The sequence below is a fragment of the Archangium violaceum genome, assembly GCF_016859125.1.
GTDB lineage: Bacteria > Myxococcota > Myxococcia > Myxococcales > Myxococcaceae > Archangium > Archangium violaceum_A.
The window spans coordinates 8,095,779-8,113,907 of sequence record NZ_CP069338.1 but is presented as its reverse complement, the minus strand read 5'-3'; the positions used below and the strand labels follow the sequence as shown (position 1 = coordinate 8,113,907).

The following is an 18,129-nucleotide window of genomic DNA, read 5'->3' as shown; positions in this document are numbered from 1 at the left end:
CACAGGGCGCCGAGACCTCGACCCATCCCACCGGAGTGTCAGAAGCTCACGTTGAGCGCGGTCAGCCGGCGGCCCAGCGGCGGCGACGGCTCCCACGCCCTGTCCACGAGCCGCAGGTTGGGGAACCGGGGCAGGAACGTGGAGAAGAAGACCTGGGCCTCGAGCCGGGCGAGCGCGGCGCCCAGGCAGTAGTAGGAGCCGTAACCGAACGTGACGTGCTTGTTCGTCTTCCGGGTGATGTCGAACCGGCTCGGCTCGGGGAACACCTCCGGATCGTGGTTGGCGGACGCCAGACTCACGAACACGAGCTGCCGCGGCGCGATCTTCTTGCCACCCAGCTCGAGGTCCGTACCGGCCACGCGCGTGATGGTGCCGCCGATGCCCGAGAAGCGCAGCATCTCCTCCACGGCCGACTGCATCAGCTCCGGCTTCGCGCGCAGCAGCTCGAGCTGGTCGGGGAAGTCGAAGAGCGCCGACAAGCCATTGCAGATGAGGTTGGCCGTCGTCTCGTGACCCGCGAACAGCAGCAGCACGCAGTTGGCGGCGATCTCCTCCACGTCGCGGATGTTGCCCGCGGCCTCCTCCGCCAGGAACACGCTGATGAGATCCTGGCGGGGCTCGCGGCGGTGCTCCTCGACGATGGGCCGCATGTAGTCGGTCATCTCCAGCACGCTCTTCTGGCTCTGGAGGAGCTGCTCCATGCTGGAGGCCGTGAAGATGGGGAGGAGGTCGCGCGACCAGCGCTGCAGCAGCTCGCGATCCTTCGTGGGCACGCCCAGCATCTCGGCGATGACGTTGGCGGGCAGCGGGTAGGCCAGCTCGCTGACGACCTCGGCCCGGCCCCGGGCCCGCGCGGCGTCCACCAGCTCGGTGGTGAGCTCCTGGATGCGCGGGCGCAGGGCCTCCAGCGTCCCGGGCGTGAAGTACTTCTTGAGGATGCGCTGGAAGCGGAGATGGTCCTCGGTGGAGTCATTGCCCATCCACAACCGGATGGAATCACGCAGGGGGCGCAACTGCTGGCGAGCCGCCTCGGGCATCGCGTCCAGCCGTCCCGTGCCCGTGGCCTGCAAGAAGCGCGGATCCTTGAGCGCCGCCATGACGTCCGCATAGCGGGTGACGAGCCAGCCACCAAGCTGGTCGCTGAAGTGCACGGGATCCTCGGAGCGGATCCGGCTCAGCAGCGATTGGGAATTGGCAATCGCCTCCGGGGAGAAGAACTCATAACGAGGGGAGGTCACGACGTTGGCGTTGAGCATGGCGATCTCGGGAGCGGGCTTCAAAAACAGCCACACCACTTCATCACAGGCGGTGGCTGACCCTTGTCACAAGCAACGGATTGCACGGCGGGGTCGCACGGATGGAACCCCGATTTTTCGTTGACGATACTATCAACCAAAACAACGGTGTCCACCCGTACCTCCGGGACTGTCCTGAAAATCAGGGTAGAATGGGTGCATGGAACTCTCCACCTGGCTGACGAATTTCCGGGAGTTGCACGAGCGCGCGCGCCGCAAGCTGCACACGAGCGATGAGCGCGCGCTCTATCTGGAGGCGCGCGAGCAGCTCGCGCGTACGCTGCTCGCGGCCCAGGGCCACAAGTTGCAAGAGGGAGCCGCGGCCCGGCGCAACTTCCGTGTGCCCAAGGGGCTGACCCTGGATGTCTGCTTCCGCGCCGGCCCCGTGCGCAGCAGGACCCTGGACATCTCCTCCGGTGGGTTCTCCTGCATGCTGAACGGCGACCCCGGTGGGAGCGAGCACACGGGCTTCGTGCTGTGGCTGCCAGGAGAGGACGAGCCCCCGGTGGTGGGCCGCGCGCGGATCGTCGCGCTCATCCCCCACTCCGACGAGGGAAACCGGCGCATCTCCTTCACCTTCACGGACGTGAGCGAGGAGGACCGCGAGCGGCTGGAGATGCTGATCTTCGACCTGGCGCTCGGCTACATCCGGGCTTGAGGCTGCGTTTCTCGAATCGAAGTCGCTAGGATGCGCCGCTGGACCTTTCCCAAGAGGAGCGTCCATGCGCGCGTTGCTGTTGTCCCTCCTGCTGGCCCAGGCCGCATCGGAGCCACCGGAGAAGTTTCCTTTCAGTGCCGAACTGGAGCCCGTCTACGAGCGGGTCTTCGACCAGGTCCAGCAGGGCCAGTCCGAGCAGGCCCGGCCCGGCGTGGAGCAGTTGGTGCGGGAGGCCCCGGACAACCCGCGCGCCTGGCGGCTGCTCGGCTTCCTCGAGATGGAGACCCAACCGAAGCGGGCGGAGGAGGCTCTGCGGAAGGCGCTCGAGCTCGGCATCGATGGGCATCGCCGCGCGGATGTGTTGGCCACCCTGGCGTCCCAGTCGCTCGACACGCCCGCCCAGCAGAAGCAGGCACGGCGCTGGCTACTGGAGGCGCTGCAATTGAACCCGAAGGAGCCGCGCGCGCTGTACCTGAGCGCCGTGCTCTACAACACGGCGAACGAATTCGACCGCGCGCGGGGGTACGTGGATCGGCTGCTGGAGCTCCACCCGGACATGGCCTCGGCCCATGCACTGCGCGCCGCCATCCTCGCCAATCAGGGGGAGGACGAGGAGGCCGCGGAGGAGGTGGCCGCCGCTCGGGCCGGGGGCGCGACAGCGCCCTTCTTCGAGGAGATCGAGGGCAGGAGCGACGACGCGCGGATGTTCCGCCTGGCGTGGCAGCTCCCCCTGGGCATGGTGCTGCTCCTGGGCCTCTCCCTGGGGCTGCTCTACCTGGCGGGCACGCTGCTGTCGCGCGTCCAGGTCAAGCGTCTGGCGTCGGTGGACGCGCGCCTGCTGCGCGACGAGCAGACGCCGCAGGAGCGGCGGATCGACAAGCTGTACAACGCGGTGCTCTGGGCCGGCAGCCTGCTCTTCTACGTGTCGGTACCGATGACGCTGATCATCACCCTGGCCACGGGAGGCGCCCTGCTCTACGGGCTGTTCCTGCTGCCGCGCATCCCCGTGAAGCTGATCCTCATCGCACTGGTGATCGGCCTGGGTGGGTTGTGGGCCATCGTCCGCGGGCTCTTCGTCTCCGGCCCGAAGGAAGGCGGGGGCCGGGTCCTCACCGAGGCGGAGGCGCCCAGGCTGTTCGCCGCGCTCGCGGAGGTCGCGGAGGTGGCGCGCGCCAAGAAGGTGGACAAGGTCTACCTGGACGCGGACGCGGGGATCGGCGTGCGCGAGGCGGGCGGCACGTGGCGGGTGCTGCTGGGCGGAGGCGAGCGCATCCTCCACCTCGGCTACGCCGCGCTGCGCGGAATGTCCGTCACCGAGCTCAAGGCGATCCTCGCCCACGAGTACGGTCACTTCTCGCACGGGGAGACGCGGCTCAACCCCGTCATCGGCCGCATCCAGACGTCGGTGCTCCACACGCTCCAGGGCATGGCGGAGCTGGGGCAGATGACCTACGCGAACCCGGTGTACTGGTTCCTGCGGGTGTACTTCGCCGTGTACCTCGGGGTGACGATGGGGCACTCGCGGCGCCGCGAGCTGCTCGCGGATCGCGCGGCCGCGCTGGCCTACGGAGGAGACGCGTTCGGCGCGGCGCTCAACCGGGCCATCCGCAACGGTGAGCTCTTCGATCGCTCGGCCGTCAGCACGCTCATCATGCTGCGGCAGACCGGGCGGCCCTGCCAGAACCTCTACCGCTGCCTGGACGCGGCGGACACGATGACGCCGGGCAGCCTGCGCGAGCTGCGCACCACCGAGCTGGTGCAGCGAGAGGAGGGCAAGTACGACAGCCACCCGCCTCCGCATGAGCGCATCGCGCGCGTCGCGGGCATTCCCGCCCACCGCCCGGTGGACGAGGAGCCAGCCCTCACCCTGTTCGAGGCACCGGAGAAGCTCGCCGAGGAGCTCACCGGAGAGTTCGCGCACAAGGTCGAGGACTACCTGACGCAGCGGGGCGCGGAGCTGCCCCCGGTCCGTGGCGAGGTGGTGCCCGCCCTCCAGGAGCAGTTCGCGGGCGCGGTCGCGTTCCACCGGGATGCGTTGGATATGCGCGAGCGCGCGCACCCGGAGGCGGACACCGCCCTGGTGGCCTCGGCACGCAAGCTGGAGGAGACCGTGGGCGCGGATGATCCGTTCATCGTGCCCGTCCTCCAGGAGATGGCGTACGCCCAGCACCGGATGGGGGATACGCCAGCCGCCCAGGCCTCGCTCCAGCGAGCCATCGGCATCCTCGAGGCCCTGCCGGTAAAGGATCAGGGGGAGATCGACGCGCTCAAGCAGCAGCTGAACAACGTGAGCAGCAAGGCCGCTTGAGCCAGGCAGGCGCCGACGGGCCCCGCTCAGCGGGGCTCGGAGAGCCGGGCACGGATGAGCAGATCCTCGCCCACCTGCTCGTAGGAGAGCGTCCCCACCGAGAGCGCCCGGGCCATCTGCTTCACCCCCAGCGAGCCCGTCCAGGACAGGCCCTCGCTGCCGATGAGCTTGGGGGCGACGAAGAGCAGCAGCTCGTCCGCCAGTTCCTCGCGCAGGAAGGAGCCGTACATCTCCGCCCCACCCTCCACCAGCACGTGGTTGAGGCCTTCCTTCGCGATGCGGCGCATGAGCGCCTCGAGGTCCACCCGCTCGCCCTTCGCGGGCAGTTGCCAGATGTCGACTCCCGCCGCGGCGAAGCGCTTCGCCTTGCGGCCGGCGGGGTCCTCCAGCGTGGCCACCACGGTGCGCGCCGGGGAGCGCTGGGTGAAGACGGTCAGCTTCGGGGAGAGGCTCAGGTGGGAATCCACCACCACGCGCACCGGATCCTTCCCGCTTCCCTCGGGCAGCCGCGTGGTGAGCTGGGGGTTGTCCTTTCGGACGGTGTTGGCGCCCACGAGGATGACGTCCACCTGATCGCGCAGCCGGTGCACCTGCGCGCGGGCCTGCTCACCCGTCACCCAGCGCGAGTCCCCTGTGGCGGTGGCCAGCTTGCCATCCAGAGTCACCGCCGCCTTGAGCGTGACATAGGGCAGGCCCGTGCTCATCGCCTTGAAGAAGGGCCGGTTGAGCTTGTCGGCATCCTCCTTCAGCACGCCGGTGACCACCTCCACCCCGGCCCGCCGCAGCCGCGCCACGCCCTTGCCGTTCACCTTCGGGTTGGGGTCCGACGAGCCGGTGAAGACCCGGCGCACGCCAGCGTCGAGGATGGCCTGGCTGCACGGAGGGGTGCGCCCGTAGTGGTCGCACGGCTCCAGCGTCGTGTAGAGGTCCGCCCCGCGCGCCTTGGCGCCCGCGGCCTCCAGCGCCACCACCTCGGCGTGCGCCGTACCGGCCCGGCGGTGGTAGCCACGCGCGATGATGCGGCCGCTCTTCACCAGCACCGCCCCCACCACCGGGTTGGGACTGGTGCGGCCGAGCCCCTTGGCCGCCTCCTCCAACGCCAGGCGCATGAAGAACTCCGCCACCGCCCGGTCGAAGTCCGCCGTGCGCTTCGCCCGGGGAGCCTTGCGTGCCTGCAACCGCGCTCGCGTCAAGAGCCGCACCGTCAACCGTCCTTGCCCGCCGGCTGCGGCGGCTTGCGCTCCCGCGTCCGGTCCGACAGCAGATCCTTCAACTCCTCCATGAACTCGGAGATGTCGCGGAAGCTCCGGTACACCGAGGCGAAGCGCACATAGGCCACCTCGTCCAGCGCGTGCAACCGGCGCATCACCTCCTCGCCGATGACCGACGAGGGCACCTCCTTCTCACCCATGCCCTGCAACCACCGCTCGATGGAGACCACCGTCTCCTCGAGCTGGTCCGCCGACACCGGCCGCTTCTCGCAGGCCTTCTTCAGCCCCGCGAGCAGCTTGTCCCGGTCGAACGTCTCCCGCCGTCCGTCCTTCTTCGCGATGAGCGGGTAGAGCTCCTCCACCCGCTCGTACGTGGTGAAGCGCCGCTTGCACTGCAGACACTCGCGGCGCCGGCGGATGACGGACCCCTCGTGCGACTCGCGCGAGTCGATGACCTTGTTCTCGGCGTCCTGGCAGAAGGGGCAACGCATGAGACGGGTGGAGGGTTACTTCAGCCGCGAGGCGTAGAGCGGGAAGCTCCGGGTGAACTCCTGGATGCGCTCGCGGATGTTGGCCAGCCGCTTCTCGTCCGAGGCGTGATCCAGCGCCTCCACCACGAACGCGCCGATGGTGGCCATCTCCGCTTCCTTCATCCCGCGCGAGGTCACGGCCGGCGTGCCGATCCGGATGCCCGACGTCACCGTGGGCTTCTCCGGGTCGAACGGAATCATGTTCTTGTTCACCGTGATGCCGGCCTTGTTCAGCACCTCCTCGGCGACCTTGCCGACGAGGTTCTTGGGCCGCAGGTCCACCAGCATCAGGTGGTTGTCCGTACCGCCCGAGCACAGCCGCAGGCCCCCTCGCTTGAGCGCCTCGGCCAGCGCCTGGGCGTTGGCGACGATCTGCCGCTGGTAGACCTTGAACTCGGGGGTGAGCGCCTCGCGGAAGGCCACCGCCTTGGCGGCGATGACGTGCATCAGCGGGCCGCCCTGGATGCCCGGGAAGATCTGGCTGTTGAGCGTCTTGGCGTACTGCTCCTTGCTCAGCACGATGCCACCGCGCGGGCCGCGCAGCGTCTTGTGCGTGGTGGAGGTGACGATGTCCGCCAGCGGCACCGGCGAGGGGTGCACACCCGCCGCCACCAGGCCGGCGATGTGCGCCATGTCCACCATCATCGCCGCGCCCACGCTGTCGGCGATCTCCCGGAACTTCGCGAAGTCGATGGTGCGCGGGTACGCCGAGGCGCCCACCACCACCACCTTGGGCTTGTGCTCCTTGGCCAGGGCCGCCGCCTGCGCGTAGTCCAGCGTCTCCGTGTCCCGGGTGAGCCCGTAGTGGACGATCTTGTAGAGCTTGCCGGAGAAGTTGAACGCGGCGCCGTGCGTGAGGTGGCCACCCGAGTTGAGGTCCAACGAGAGGAGGGTGTCACCGGGCTTCATCAGCGCCATGTAGGCGCCCATGTTGGCCTGGCTGCCCGAGTGCGGCTGGACGTTGACGTAGTCCGCGCCGAACAGCTCCTTCGCCCGGTTGATGGCGAGGTTCTCCGCCACGTCCACCACCTCGCAACCGCCGTAGTAGCGCTTGCCCGGGTAGCCCTCGGCGTACTTGTTCGTCAGCACCGAGCCCATCGCCTCCATCACGGCGGGGCTCACGAAGTTCTCCGAGGCGATGAGCTCCAGGCCTTCCTCCTGGCGCCGCGTCTCCTCGTGAAGGACCTTGGCAATCTCCGGATCGACCTCGGCCAGCTTACGGACGTTCTCCATGGACACGCTCTCCTCGGTTGCGAATGCGGGCCTCAGCGTCCGCTCTCGGACTCGGCCTCACGAATCTTGTCCAGGCGCTTCTGGTGCCGGCCGCCCTCGAAGGGCGTGCTCAGGAAGGCCTCCAGGATGCTTCGCGCCAAACCCCCGCCCACCACCCGCTGGCCCAGGCACAGCACGTTGGCGTCGTTGTGGGCCCGCGTCATGCGCGCCTCGAACTCGCTCGTGCACAGCGCCGCGCGGATGCCCCGGTACTTGTTGGCCGTGATGCTCATGCCGATGCCGGTGCCGCAGACCAGCACTCCGAAGGTGTAGTCGCCCGCGGCCACGCTCCGGCAGACCTGCTTCGCGAAGTCCGGGTAGTCCACCGACGCGTTCGTGGCCGGGCCGACGTCGTCGACCTCGGCGCGCAGCTCCTTCAGCGCACTCACGAGCTCGCGGCGCAGCTCCAGGCCCGCATGATCCGACGCGATGATGACCTTCACGTGAGCCCTCCCTCCGCCATGTGGACCCGGGGCGGGAAGACCCTCACCCCAGCCCTCTCCCAGGGGGAGAGGGGGCGGACACGGGCACGACTCCCGGTCCGCCCTGCACCCGGTACTACTTGAAGCGCTTGAACAGCAGCACCGCGTTGGTGCCGCCGAAGCCGAACGAGTTGCTCATCACCGCGTCCACGCGCTGCTCACGCGCCTGGTTCGGCACGTAGTCCAGATCGCAGTCCGGATCCGGCGTGGTGTAGTTGATGGTCGGCGCGATCACGCCCCGCTGCAGCGTCAGCACGCTGATCACCGCCTCCGCTCCACCGGCCGCGCCCAGCATGTGGCCCGTCATGGACTTGGTGGACGACACCGCCAGCTTCCGGGCGTGGTCCCCGAAGACGGTCTTGATGGCCTTCGTCTCGTTGGCGTCGTTGAACGGTGTCGAGGTGCCGTGCGCGTTGATGTAGCCCACGTCCTCCGGGTTCATCCCCGCCGACTGCAGCGCCAGGCGCATGCAGCGCGCCGCGCCCTCACCCTCGGGGGCCGGCTGCGTCACGTGGTGCGCGTCCGAGTTGGCGCCGTAGCCCACCAGCTCCGCCAGGATGTTGGCGCCGCGCTTCTTCGCGTGCTCCAGCTCCTCGAGCACGATGATGCCCGCGCCCTCGCCCATCACGAAGCCGTCGCGATCCTTGTCGAACGGGCGGCTGGCCGTGGCCGGATCCTCGTTGCGGCTGGACAACGCCTTCATCACCGAGAAGCCACCCATGCCCAGCGGGGTGATCGCCGCCTCGGAGCCGCCCGCGATGACCGCGTCCGTCTCACCCAGGCGGATGGACTTCCACGCCTCGCCAATGGCGTGCGCGCTCGTGGCACAGGCCGACACCGGCGCCCAGTTGGGCCCCTTGCAGCCGTAGCGCATGGAGACCAGGCCCGGCGCCATGTTGATGATCATCTGGATGATGAAGAAGGGCGAGAGCCGATCGAACCCCTTCTCCAGGCCCTTGCGGTGCTGCTCCTCCAGCGAGGAGATGCCACCGATGCCGGAGCCGATGATGACGCCCACCTTCTCGGGCGTGTAGCCGTGAGGCGCATCCGGCCCGATGGGCAGACCGCTCTCCTTCACGGCCATCTCGGCCGCGGCGAGCGCGAACTGCGAGAACAGGTCCATCCGGCGCACTTCGCGCTTGTCGATGAACTGCTCCGGCTGGAAGTCCTTCACCTCGCCTGCGAAGCGGGTGTCGATCTTCCCCGTATCGAAGCGGGTGATGGGCGCGATGCCAGACTTGCCGGCGAGCATCGCCTGCCAGTTCTTCTCGGTGCCGGTTCCCAGTGCCGTGATGATTCCGGTCCCGGTGACGACGACTCGTCGGTTTGACACGTGACTCTCCACTCAATTCGCGCTGCTGCTGCCATGGAACGCTGGGCGGGGGACCAGCGCTCCCGGCCCTACAGGTGATGCCTACTTCTTGTGCGTGTTGATGTAGTTGATGGCATCGCCGACGGTCTTGATGTTCTCGGCCTCCTCGTCGGGAATCTCGACCTCGAACTCCTCCTCCATCGCCATCACCAACTCCACGATGTCGAGGCTGTCAGCGCCCAGGTCCTCGATGAAGGAGGACTCCGGCTTGATCTCCTCCTCGCCCACGCCCAGCTGGTCGGCGATGATGTTCTTGACCTTGGCCTCGATAGCAGAAGTCGACATAGGTATTGAACCCTCCAGGAACCACGTAGCGGTCCGGCATACTCCCCGGAACCTTGTAAAGACCGGCGCGGTATACTCCACGCCCGGCGCCGATCCAACCCTTGGCTACATGTACATGCCGCCATTCACCTTGAGGACCTCTCCGGTGATGTATGCGGCGGTGTCGCTGGCGAGGAAGAGGACGGCGTTGGCCACGTCCTCGGGGGAGCCCAGGCGGCCCAGGGGGATGGCGGCCAGCATCTTCTCCCGCGTCTCGCCCTCCAGGTGGGAGGTCATGTCCGTGCCGATGAAGCCCGGGGAGACGGCGTTCACCCGGATGTTGCGGCTGGCCAGCTCGCGGGCCACGGACTTCGTCAAGCCGATGAGGCCCGCTTTGGACGCCGAGTAGGCGGCCTGTCCACCATTGCCCATTTCCCCCACCACGGAGGTCAGGTTGATGATGGCCCCGCCCTTCTGCTTCATCATCGGCCGGCTGGCCGCGCGGATGAGGGCGAAGGCGCCCTTGAGGTTGGTGTCCAGCTGCTTGTCCCAGTCCTCGTCCTTCACGCGCATGACCAGGCCATCGACGGCCACGCCCGCGTTGTTGACGAGCACATCCAGGCGGCCGTGCGTCTTCACCACGCTCTCCACGGCGCTGGCGCAGGCGGCGCTGTCCGCCACGTCGAAGCGGATCGCCTCGCCCTTGGCCCCGGCCGACTGGATGAGCCCCAGGGTCTCCTGGGCCGCGGCCTCGTTACCCGCGTAGCTGATGATCACCGTCGCGCCCTGCTTCGCGAAGGCCACGGCGATGGAGCGGCCGATACCCCGCGAGCCGCCCGTCACCAACACCACCTTGTCCTTGAACGAGCTCATCTCACGCTCCCAGTGCCGCGAGGGCCTTCTCGAGGCTCGCGGAGTCTTCCACGTTGAACGACTCGATGTCCTTGGTGGTGCGCTTGTTGAGCCCGCTCAGCACCTTGCCGGGGCCCAGTTCGAAGACGCGCGTCACCCCCTGCGCCTGGAGGGCCTGGATGGTCTCCACCCAGCGCACCGAGGAGCTCACCTGCTCCAGCAGCAGCGGCACCACGCGGGCCGCGTCGCTGTTGGGCGCCGCCTCCACGTTCGTCACCACGGGGACGGACGGAGCGGACACCTTCACCTTGCCCAGCACCTCGGCCAGCCGGGGCTTCACCGGCTCCATCAGCGCGCAGTGGAAGGGAGCGGATACCGGCAAGAGCTTCGCCTTGCCCCCCAGCTCCTTGGCCTTGGCGATGGCACGCTCCACCGCCTGCACATGGCCGGCGATGACCGTCTGCTCCGGCGAGTTGTAGTTGGCGGGCGACACCACCTGGCCCTCGGCGGCCACGTCGCACGCCTGCTTCACCTTGGAGGGCTCCAGGCCCAACACCGCGGCCATGGCGCCCACGCCCTCGGGCACCGCCTCCTGCATGAAGGTGCCGCGGGCCCGCACCGCCCGGACCGCGTCCGCCAGCGACAGCGCGCCCGCCGCCACCAGCGCCGAATACTCACCCAGCGAGTGCCCCGCCACGAAGGCCGGCGCCGGCGCGCGCTTGGAGAAGACGGCGTGCGCCGCCACGGACACCATGAGGATGGCCGGCTGCGTGTTGGCCGTCAGCTTCAGCGCCGACTCGGGCCCCTCGAACAGCGTCTGGGAGAACTTCTCGCCCAGCGCCTCGTCGGCCGCCTCGAAGATGGCCCGGGCCTCGGGGAACTTCTCGTACAGGTCCTTCCCCATGCCGACAGCCTGACTGCCCTGTCCGGGGAAGACGAACGCGATCTTCGACATGCTTCCTGCTCCCTCCCTGAAGGACACTACCAGCGCATCACCGCGCTGCCCCACGTCATCCCCGCGCCAATGGCCATCATCGCCACCACGTCGCCCTGCTTCAGCCGGCCCGCCCGGTTGGCCTCGTCCAGCGTCATGGGCAGGGACGCGGAGGACGTATTGCCGTATTCGTGCAGGTTGAGCCAACACTTATCGACGGGCAGTTCCAGCCGCTGTAGCACGGCTTCGAGGATGCGGATGTTGGCCTGATGTGAAATCACATGGTCCACGTCCCGCACGTGCAGCCCGTTCGCCTTCAGGGCCGTGTGCGTCGAGTCCGCCAGCGCGCGCACCGCGAACTTGAAGACCTCGCGGCCGTTCATGTGCAGCGTGTGCAGCTTCTCCTTCAGCATCTCCTCGCAGGGCGGCCTGCTCGTGCCTCCGCCCGGAATGCAGAGGATCTCCGCGAAGGAGCCATCCGTGTACAGGTGCGTGGAGAGCAGCCCGCGCTCCGCGTCGTCGGTGGGGGCGATCACCATGGCACCCGCCGCGTCCCCGAAGAGCACGCAGGTGTTGCGGTCCTCCCAGTTGACGGTGCGGCTGAGCATCTCCGCGCCGATGACGAGCGCGCGCTTCACCTGGCCGGTACGGATGAACTGGTCCGCCACGGTGAGGGCATAGAGCGAGCCGGAGCACGCCGCCGACACATCGAAGGCGAAGGCGTTCTTCGCACCCAGCTTGGCCTGCACCACCGCGGCGCAAGAGGGCATGGGCATGTCCGGCGTCACTGTGCCCACCACGATGAGCCCCAGTTCCTCCGGCCGGACTCCCGCCATCTCCAGCGCGCGCCGGGCCGCCTGCACGGCCATGTCGCTGGTCGTCTCTCCGGGCGCCGCCACCCGACGCTTGCGGATACCGGTACGCTCGGTGATCCACTCGTCCGTCGTGTCGACGATCTTTTCGAGGTCGGCGTTGGTCAGGACCTTCTCCGGTGCGTACGAGCCGGTTCCGATGATCTGCGTTCGTGCCAAGGTTGCTCCCGAGTGGGTATCTCGGGACACGAACGCCTCGGGCGCGCTCTCTAATCGGAAAGGGCCTCCTCTGTCGCCCCCTTTCCCCGTTGCTTTGCAGGGAGCCAGACGGCGGATTGTGCGATGCACCGCGTCAACTCGGCGCTCAACCCCGCCTGGGCCATCTGCAGGGCGGCTTCCAGGGCCTGCTGCAACGCCCGAGGTGAGCTGCGGCCATGGGCCACGATGCCCACGCCCTCGATACCGAGCAGCGGCGCTCCGCCGTACTCCGCGTAATCCACCATCTTCTTCAGGCCGGTGAAGGTGGGCTTGAGCAGCAGCGCCCCCAGTTTCTCCGGCAGGCCTCCACGCCTTTCGATGGCCGAGCGCAACAGACCCGTGACGGCCGCCGCCACGCCCTCGGATGTCTTGAGGACGACATTTCCCGTGAAGCCGTCGGTGACCACCACCTCCACATCCCCGGAAAAGAGGTCCTTGCCCTCCACGTAGCCGACGAAGTCCAGGTCCGAGGCGCGCAGCAGCTCGGAGGCCTCGCGGGTGAGGGACGTCCCCTTGGAGGGCTCCTCTCCGTTGGAGAGCACGGCCACCCGCGGACGGGGGATGCCCAGGCGGGCGCGCACGTAGGCCTCGCCCAGCACCGCCCACTGCGCCAGGTGCACGGGCCGGCACTCCACGTTGGCCCCGGCATCCAGCAGCAGGCAGCGCCCTCCCCCCTTGAGGGCCGGCAACAACGTGGCGATCGCCGGACGCTCCACCCCGGGGATGCGGCCCAGCACCAGCAACGCCCCCGCCATCACCGCCCCCGAGTGCCCGGCCGATACCAGCGCCTCCGCCTCGCCCCGGCGCACGAGCTCGAAGCCCACCCGCAGGGAGGAGTCCTTCTTGCGGCGGATGGCGGAGATGGCGTGATCCTCCATCTCCACCACCTCCGAGGCGGGGTGGAGGCGCACGTTGTCCGGGGCCCCACCCGCCCGGGCCAGGGGCTCACGCAAGCGCTCCAGGTCCCCCACGAGCACCACCTCGTGCTCCGGGTGCTCCCGCGCGAACAGAAGGGCCCCCTGCACGGGGGACTCGGGGGCATGGTCACCCCCCATCGCATCCAGGACGAGCCTCATCGCGGGCGCATCCTTCCATGGACGCCCCGGGGTCGGGAGCACGGAGAGCAGGCGGGTGGACACGTCCGGGGTGCGGAGCGTAAGAATGTGACCGGCCCGGCCCCGGTTGGACCAGGGCACGGCGTTCCCCCGCACAGGCGCGTTGACTCACACGCTCCGAGCGGCTAGGGTCCGCCGCCTTCCGAGCTTTTGCCGGTCGGGACCGGTGGGGAAGCCCAGGGGTCCAGGGCCGTGACGATATAGAGGTGAGCCGTGGGTGTTCCCAAGAAGCGTACGTCCAAGATGCGTCGTGACCGCCGCCGGGCGGCCAACAACAACCTGCGCACCGCCGTGCAGGTGATTCAGTGCGGCAACTGCAAGGAGCCGGTGCTCCCGCACCGCGCCTGTGCTGCCTGCGGCTACTACAAGGGCCGTGAGACGGTGCCGGGCGCTCAGGCCTGAAGCACTGACTCCAGCACCGCTGGAAGGCATGAAGGCCGCTCCCTCTCCCGAGGGGCGGCCTTTCTGCTTTGGGGCCGCGCTCCATCCCAGGCCCGGGAGCATCCACTCCTTCCCTGGAGAACCTCATGAGCGCACTGGCCCAACTCCTGGAGGAGCGTCCGCCCGGGCTCCCTACTGGAGGCGGTGATCCACGAGTTCGACGCGCTGCGCGAGGGTCAGCTCGCGTGGCAGGGCCTACTTCGCCTCGCCGCGGCGACCCTGGAGTGTCAGGACGACACGCGCGTCGAATGGGACGCGGACCGCATGGCGCAGGTCCTCACCAACCTGCTCTCCAATGCCGTGCGGTACGCGCATGAAGGGACACGCGTGACGGTGCACTCGAGGCGTCGGGACGACCACATCCTCATCAGCGTCCACAACCAGGGAGACCCCATCGCCGAGGAGGTGCGGCCCCGGCTCTTCCAGCCCATGACCCAGGGCCCTGGCCAGAGGGCTCACGCCGGGCGGAGCATCGGCCTGGGTCTCTTCATCGTGGACCAACTCCTACGGGCCCACGGCGGCACCATCGACGTGAGCTCCACGGCCGAGCAGGGCACGACCTTCACCGCGCGCCTGCCCTTGCGCGCCCAGCCGGGCTGACGCGTCAGCACCATGGGCTGACATGCCAGCCATTGTGTCAGGGGAGCGTCCTTTCGCCGGAAACCCGGCCCGCGGAATCAACTTCAGCCATCACCCCCACCGCAGGGTCATGGTCAAGGTGCCCCTGCTGCACGGCAGTGACGTGCACGGGCTGATGCGCGCCCTCCAGGAGCGCGTGGCGCTGGTGCCCGGCATCCAGGAGCAGCCCGCCCCCTCCGTCAGTGTGGTGGAGTACACCGCGCTCGGGCCCGTGGTGGGCGTCGGCGTGAGCGTCAAGCCCAACCAGGCTGGACCGGCCATGGGGGCCATGCTCCATGCCGTCACGGAGATCCTCACCTCCGCTGGCTACATCGTTCCTCCGCAGGCCGCCCAACAGCTCCTCTCCAAGGCCAGCTGAAACCACTGAACGGCGTCCAACGACTCTCGCGCGGCCAACACGCTCCCGCAGCGAGTACGGAGAAACCGCTAGCGTCGAGTGAGTCCTCTCACAAAACGATGGCGGGTGAATCTTTCAGCCGCATTGCAGCAAAAAGACAGGCATCCCTCCACCCCAATAGAAAATGAAATGATTATCGTCCATACACGGTACAGGGTGTTCGCCCTCGTCCCGGTGGCCGGCCCGGAGATGGGGATGGAGAACCAAGGTGGCCTGGACGGGGTGGAAAGCACGGGTGTTGGGGTTGGCGTGGCTCGAGGGGCCCGAGGGCCAACGCGTGCGGATCGAGCGGCGGGCCGCGACGTTGCTGGCCTACCTGGGACTGGAAGGGCCCTCGGCCAAGGCCTCCCTGACGGGCCTGCTGTGGCCTGACTCGCCGCCCACCACCGCACGCAACAACATGCGCCAGCTGCTGCGCCGTCTGCGGCTGGCGTGTGGTGGCCTGGAGTTGGTACGGGCCGACACCGAGCGCCTGGAGCTCGGCCCCGAGCTGGACCTGGACGTCGCGCGGCTGAAGTCCGCCGCCCTGAGCCACGCGCACTCCCACATCCTCGAGGCCGTGCACCCCGAGGGCGGTGGCCAGCTGCTGTCTGGCTTCGACTTCGATGACTGCCCCGAGCTGGCGCGGTGGCTGGACGGCGCCCGTACCGCCGTGGAGGGCTGGGTGCGCCAGGCGCGCGAGGCGGAGATCGAACGCCACATGGCGCGGGGCGATCTGACGACCGCGCTCATGCAGGCCCAGGCCTGGGTCCAGCAGGAGCCCGAGTCCGAGCAGGCCGGCCGCCACCTCATCCGCCTGCACTACCTCCAGGGGGATCGCGGCGCCGCCCTCGCCGCCTTCGAGCGGCTGCGCACCGCCCTCTCCCGCGAGCTGGACGTCACCCCCATGCCCGACACCCTCGCCCTGGTGCGGCACATCGAGAAGGGCACCCAGCTCCCCCACCCTCCCGCCGCAGCCCCAGCGCTCCCCCTGTCCGTGCTGCGGCCGCCGGTGCTCGCGGGCCGGGCGGCCGCCTGGCGCCAGCTCGAGGAGGGCTGGAACGCCGGCCAGATGTTGTTCATCACCGGAGAGCCCGGCACCGGAAAGTCCCGGCTCGCCGAGGAGTTCGCGGCCGTCAAGGGCCGGTGGTTCCGGATGGAGGGGCGCCCGGGGGATCAGGACATCCCCTTCGCCTCACAAGCACGCGCCCTGCGTAACCACATGGCCCAGGAGCCCGGGGTGAAGCTGCCAGACTGGGTGCGCTCCGAGCTCTCGCGCATCCTCCCCGAGCTGGGCGATCCACGCCTCCTCTCGCCCCTGACCTCCGAGACCGACGAGCTGCGCTTCTACGACGCGCACGTGGAGGCGATGCGGCTGCTCAGCACAGGTGGGTCCATCAACGTCGTGGACGACATCCAGTACTGGGACAAGGCCAGCTCCAAGATCTTCACCTATGCGATCGCGCGCCTGTTGGAGTCCAGCGCGGGCTCGGCGCGACCACCGCGCTTCATCGACTGCTACCGCCGGGGAGAGCTCCCATCCTACAACCAGGTCAACATCCGCCGGATGGTGGAATCCGGGGTGGCGCGCGTCATCGACCTCGGCCCCCTCGCCCCGGACGATGTGCGCCAGTTGCTGGCGGGCCTGGAGCTGCCCGGCGCGGAAGCCCATGCCGAGGCCCTGGCCCGCTATACCGGTGGCAACCCCCTCTACATCATCGAGACGCTCAAGCACCTGCTCGAGACCGACTCCCTCCACAAGGACTGGCCCCACCGGCTGCCTCCTCCGGGCCGCGTGGGTCCCCTCATCCAGCGCCGGCTCGAGCGGCTCTCCCCCCTGGCGCTCCAGACGGCCCAGCTCGCCGCCCTGGCGGACTCGCACTTCCGGCCCGCGCTCGCCCCCGCCGCGCTCGAGGTGACCGCCACCGAGATTCACGCCGCGCTCGCCGAGCTCGAGGCCGCGCAGGTCCTGATGGGCGAGCGCTTCAGCCATGACCTGGTGCTGGAAGCCGTCCGGGCCAGCCTCCCCCCCGCCGCCGCCCGGGTCCTGCATGGCCGTCTCGCCACCGTGCTCGAGCGCGAGCGGGCCCCCGCCATCCTCCTCGCCCACCATTGGATGGAGGCGGGCGCGGTGGAGCGCGCCCTGCCGTACCTGCTCGCCTCCGCGCACGCGGATGAGCAGGTGCTTCCTCCCGAGCAGGCCGCGGATCATTACGCGCGCGCGGCGGCCCTCATGGACGCGGCCGGCCGGCCCGAGGAGGCCGTGAAGGCACGCACCGCCGAGGCGAGGTGCCGCACCCGCGCACGGCGCTCGCCCTCGCCCCGGTGAGCCCTCCGGGCCCGTCACACCGTCACGCCACGCCGAGCAGGGCGTCCAGCCGCTCCCGGTAGCCGCGGCTGAGCTTCAGGCAGGTGCCGTCACCCAGGAGGACCTGGTACTCGCCATGGAAGAGCGGCCGCAGCTCCCGCACCCTTCGGGCGTTGACGATGGTGGAGCGGTGGATGCGCACGAACTGGTGGGGATCCAACTGCGCCTCCAGCTCCCGCAGGGACTGGCGGAGCAGGTGCGTCTGGCCTCCCGTGTGGACCTGGACGTAGTAGTCCTCGGCTTCCAGCCAATCCACCTCGCTCACGGAGAGGAAGGCCATCCGGCCGACCTCCTTGACCACCAGCCGCTCCAGGTAGCGCGGTGCGGGAGGTGGCGCCGGGGCCGCCGCGGACGGGGTGCTGCCCAGCAGTCCCGCCAGCTGGCGCGCCAACGTCTGGATGCGTCCGCCCCGCACGTGCTCCTTGGCACGGGCCAGCACCCGGGTGAGACGCTCGTCATCGTAGGGCTTGAGGAGGTAATCGAGCGCGTGCGCCTCGAAGGCCTTGAGGGCGTAGGTGGCGTCCGCGTTGACGAAGATGGTGGCGCCCGTGTGAGCGGAACCTGCTTCCCGCAGCACCTGGAAGCCATCCATGCCCGGCATCTCCACGTCGAGGAAGATCACGTCGACGGAGTGCCGGCGCAGCATCTGCAACGCATCGGGGCCACTGGCACACTCGCCCACCACCTCCACCTCCGGATCCGCGGCCAGCCGCGTGCTCAGGCACTGGCGGGCAGAACGCTCCGGGTCCACCAGCAGCACACGGATGGGGGCACTCTCCGTCGACAGGCTCACGACGGGCACTCCCTGAGCGTGTGACGCGGTTCGTGGGGTGAGACGATATCTGTGAATCTTTTCAGTTTCATGGCCGAGAGGTTCACGCACGACTCCACGAGACATGGATTGTGCGAGGTTCCCTACCGGCCCAGGGGTGATGGGAGCGT

At 69.0% G+C, this 18,129-nt stretch carries 18 protein-coding genes; 6 read left to right on the top strand and 12 right to left on the bottom strand.

Translation table 11 applies throughout. The features are described from left to right. Window positions 1-38 precede the first annotated feature (38 nt). Window positions 39-1,280: a cytochrome P450 gene (locus JQX13_RS34715; protein WP_203403751.1), complete on the bottom strand. Its 1,242-nt coding sequence runs from the start codon at window positions 1,278-1,280 to the stop codon at window positions 39-41. 175 nt (window positions 1,281-1,455) lie between these two features. Between JQX13_RS34715 and JQX13_RS34710 the strand changes: the two genes are divergently transcribed. Together JQX13_RS34710 and JQX13_RS34705 are read left to right on the top strand one after the other, a co-directional pair. Next, on the top strand, window positions 1,456-1,953 hold the full coding sequence (locus tag JQX13_RS34710) for a PilZ domain-containing protein (protein WP_203403750.1): 498 nt from the start codon (window positions 1,456-1,458) through the stop codon (window positions 1,951-1,953). A 64-nt stretch (window positions 1,954-2,017) separates the two neighbouring features. Further along, window positions 2,018-4,261, top strand: a complete 2,244-nt coding sequence (locus JQX13_RS34705) for a M48 family metalloprotease (RefSeq protein ID WP_203403749.1) — start codon at window positions 2,018-2,020, stop codon at window positions 4,259-4,261. Window positions 4,262-4,287: 26 nt separating this feature from the next. Here the strand turns inward: JQX13_RS34705 and ribD are convergent, their stop codons facing one another. From ribD to plsX, 10 genes are all read right to left on the bottom strand, one after another. After that, entirely contained in the window at window positions 4,288-5,463 is a 1,176-nt protein-coding gene (gene ribD, locus JQX13_RS34700) for a bifunctional diaminohydroxyphosphoribosylaminopyrimidine deaminase/5-amino-6-(5-phosphoribosylamino)uracil reductase RibD (protein ID WP_203403748.1), read from the bottom strand. Window positions 5,464-5,465: 2 nt separating this feature from the next. Beyond that, the gene (gene nrdR, locus JQX13_RS34695) at window positions 5,466-5,963 is read right to left on the bottom strand and encodes a transcriptional regulator NrdR (protein WP_203403747.1); all 498 of its coding nucleotides are present in this window, start codon (window positions 5,961-5,963) and stop codon (window positions 5,466-5,468) included. Between the two features lie 15 nt (window positions 5,964-5,978). Beyond that, a complete protein-coding gene (gene glyA / locus JQX13_RS34690; protein WP_203403746.1) occupies window positions 5,979-7,235 on the bottom strand; it encodes a serine hydroxymethyltransferase in 1,257 nt (418 codons plus the stop codon). A 32-nt stretch (window positions 7,236-7,267) separates the two neighbouring features. Then, entirely contained in the window at window positions 7,268-7,717 is a 450-nt protein-coding gene (gene rpiB, locus JQX13_RS34685) for a ribose 5-phosphate isomerase B (RefSeq protein WP_203403745.1), read from the bottom strand. Window positions 7,718-7,832: 115 nt separating this feature from the next. Next, a complete protein-coding gene (gene fabF / locus JQX13_RS34680) occupies window positions 7,833-9,089 on the bottom strand; it encodes a beta-ketoacyl-ACP synthase II (protein ID WP_203403744.1) in 1,257 nt (418 codons plus the stop codon). Window positions 9,090-9,170: 81 nt separating this feature from the next. Beyond that, window positions 9,171-9,413 carry an acyl carrier protein gene (gene acpP, locus JQX13_RS34675; RefSeq protein ID WP_203403743.1) on the bottom strand — a complete coding sequence of 81 codons (243 nt, stop codon included), beginning with the start codon at window positions 9,411-9,413 and terminating at the stop codon, window positions 9,171-9,173. A gap of 105 nt (window positions 9,414-9,518) precedes the next feature. After that, window positions 9,519-10,265: a 3-oxoacyl-[acyl-carrier-protein] reductase gene (fabG, locus tag JQX13_RS34670; RefSeq protein WP_203403742.1), complete on the bottom strand. Its 747-nt coding sequence runs from the start codon at window positions 10,263-10,265 to the stop codon at window positions 9,519-9,521. Between the two features lies 1 nt (window position 10,266). Next, window positions 10,267-11,199 carry an ACP S-malonyltransferase gene (gene fabD / locus JQX13_RS34665; RefSeq protein WP_203403741.1) on the bottom strand — a complete coding sequence of 311 codons (933 nt, stop codon included), beginning with the start codon at window positions 11,197-11,199 and terminating at the stop codon, window positions 10,267-10,269. Between the two features lie 26 nt (window positions 11,200-11,225). Next, window positions 11,226-12,209, bottom strand: a complete 984-nt coding sequence (locus tag JQX13_RS34660; protein ID WP_203403740.1) for a beta-ketoacyl-ACP synthase III — start codon at window positions 12,207-12,209, stop codon at window positions 11,226-11,228. Between the two features lie 50 nt (window positions 12,210-12,259). Next, on the bottom strand, window positions 12,260-13,324 hold the full coding sequence (plsX, locus tag JQX13_RS34655; protein ID WP_203403739.1) for a phosphate acyltransferase PlsX: 1,065 nt from the start codon (window positions 13,322-13,324) through the stop codon (window positions 12,260-12,262). A 252-nt stretch (window positions 13,325-13,576) separates the two neighbouring features. Between plsX and rpmF the strand changes: the two genes are divergently transcribed. From rpmF to JQX13_RS34635, 4 genes are all read left to right on the top strand, one after another. Next, window positions 13,577-13,765, top strand: a complete 189-nt coding sequence (rpmF, locus tag JQX13_RS34650) for a 50S ribosomal protein L32 (protein WP_203403738.1) — start codon at window positions 13,577-13,579, stop codon at window positions 13,763-13,765. Window positions 13,766-13,948: 183 nt separating this feature from the next. After that, a complete protein-coding gene (locus JQX13_RS34645) occupies window positions 13,949-14,404 on the top strand; it encodes a sensor histidine kinase (RefSeq protein WP_203403737.1) in 456 nt (151 codons plus the stop codon). Window positions 14,405-14,513: 109 nt separating this feature from the next. After that, window positions 14,514-14,801, top strand: a complete 288-nt coding sequence (locus tag JQX13_RS34640) for a hypothetical protein (RefSeq protein ID WP_203403736.1) — start codon at window positions 14,514-14,516, stop codon at window positions 14,799-14,801. Between the two features lie 247 nt (window positions 14,802-15,048). Next, a complete protein-coding gene (locus JQX13_RS34635; protein WP_239014031.1) occupies window positions 15,049-17,148 on the top strand; it encodes an ATP-binding protein in 2,100 nt (699 codons plus the stop codon). A 22-nt stretch (window positions 17,149-17,170) separates the two neighbouring features. Here the strand turns inward: JQX13_RS34635 and JQX13_RS34630 are convergent, their stop codons facing one another. Then, the gene (locus JQX13_RS34630; protein WP_239014030.1) at window positions 17,171-17,980 is read right to left on the bottom strand and encodes a LytR/AlgR family response regulator transcription factor; all 810 of its coding nucleotides are present in this window, start codon (window positions 17,978-17,980) and stop codon (window positions 17,171-17,173) included. Window positions 17,981-18,129: the final 149 nt, after the last annotated feature.

Bases quoted from the DNA above. Each gene is read 5' to 3' on its own strand.
- JQX13_RS34710 (WP_203403750.1), top strand. From the start codon at position 1,456: ATGGAACTCTCCACCTGGCTGACGAATTTCCGGGAGTTGCACGAGCGC.
- JQX13_RS34705 (WP_203403749.1), top strand. From the start codon at position 2,018: ATGCGCGCGTTGCTGTTGTCCCTCCTGCTGGCCCAGGCCGCATCGGAG.
- nrdR (WP_203403747.1), bottom strand. From the start codon at position 5,963: ATGCGTTGCCCCTTCTGCCAGGACGCCGAGAACAAGGTCATCGACTCG.
- glyA (WP_203403746.1), bottom strand. From the start codon at position 7,235: ATGGAGAACGTCCGTAAGCTGGCCGAGGTCGATCCGGAGATTGCCAAG.
- acpP (WP_203403743.1), bottom strand. From the start codon at position 9,413: ATGTCGACTTCTGCTATCGAGGCCAAGGTCAAGAACATCATCGCCGAC.
- fabG (WP_203403742.1), bottom strand. From the start codon at position 10,265: ATGAGCTCGTTCAAGGACAAGGTGGTGTTGGTGACGGGCGGCTCGCGG.
- fabD (WP_203403741.1), bottom strand. From the start codon at position 11,199: ATGTCGAAGATCGCGTTCGTCTTCCCCGGACAGGGCAGTCAGGCTGTC.
- plsX (WP_203403739.1), bottom strand. From the start codon at position 13,324: ATGAGGCTCGTCCTGGATGCGATGGGGGGTGACCATGCCCCCGAGTCC.
- JQX13_RS34640 (WP_203403736.1), top strand. From the start codon at position 14,514: ATGGTCAAGGTGCCCCTGCTGCACGGCAGTGACGTGCACGGGCTGATG.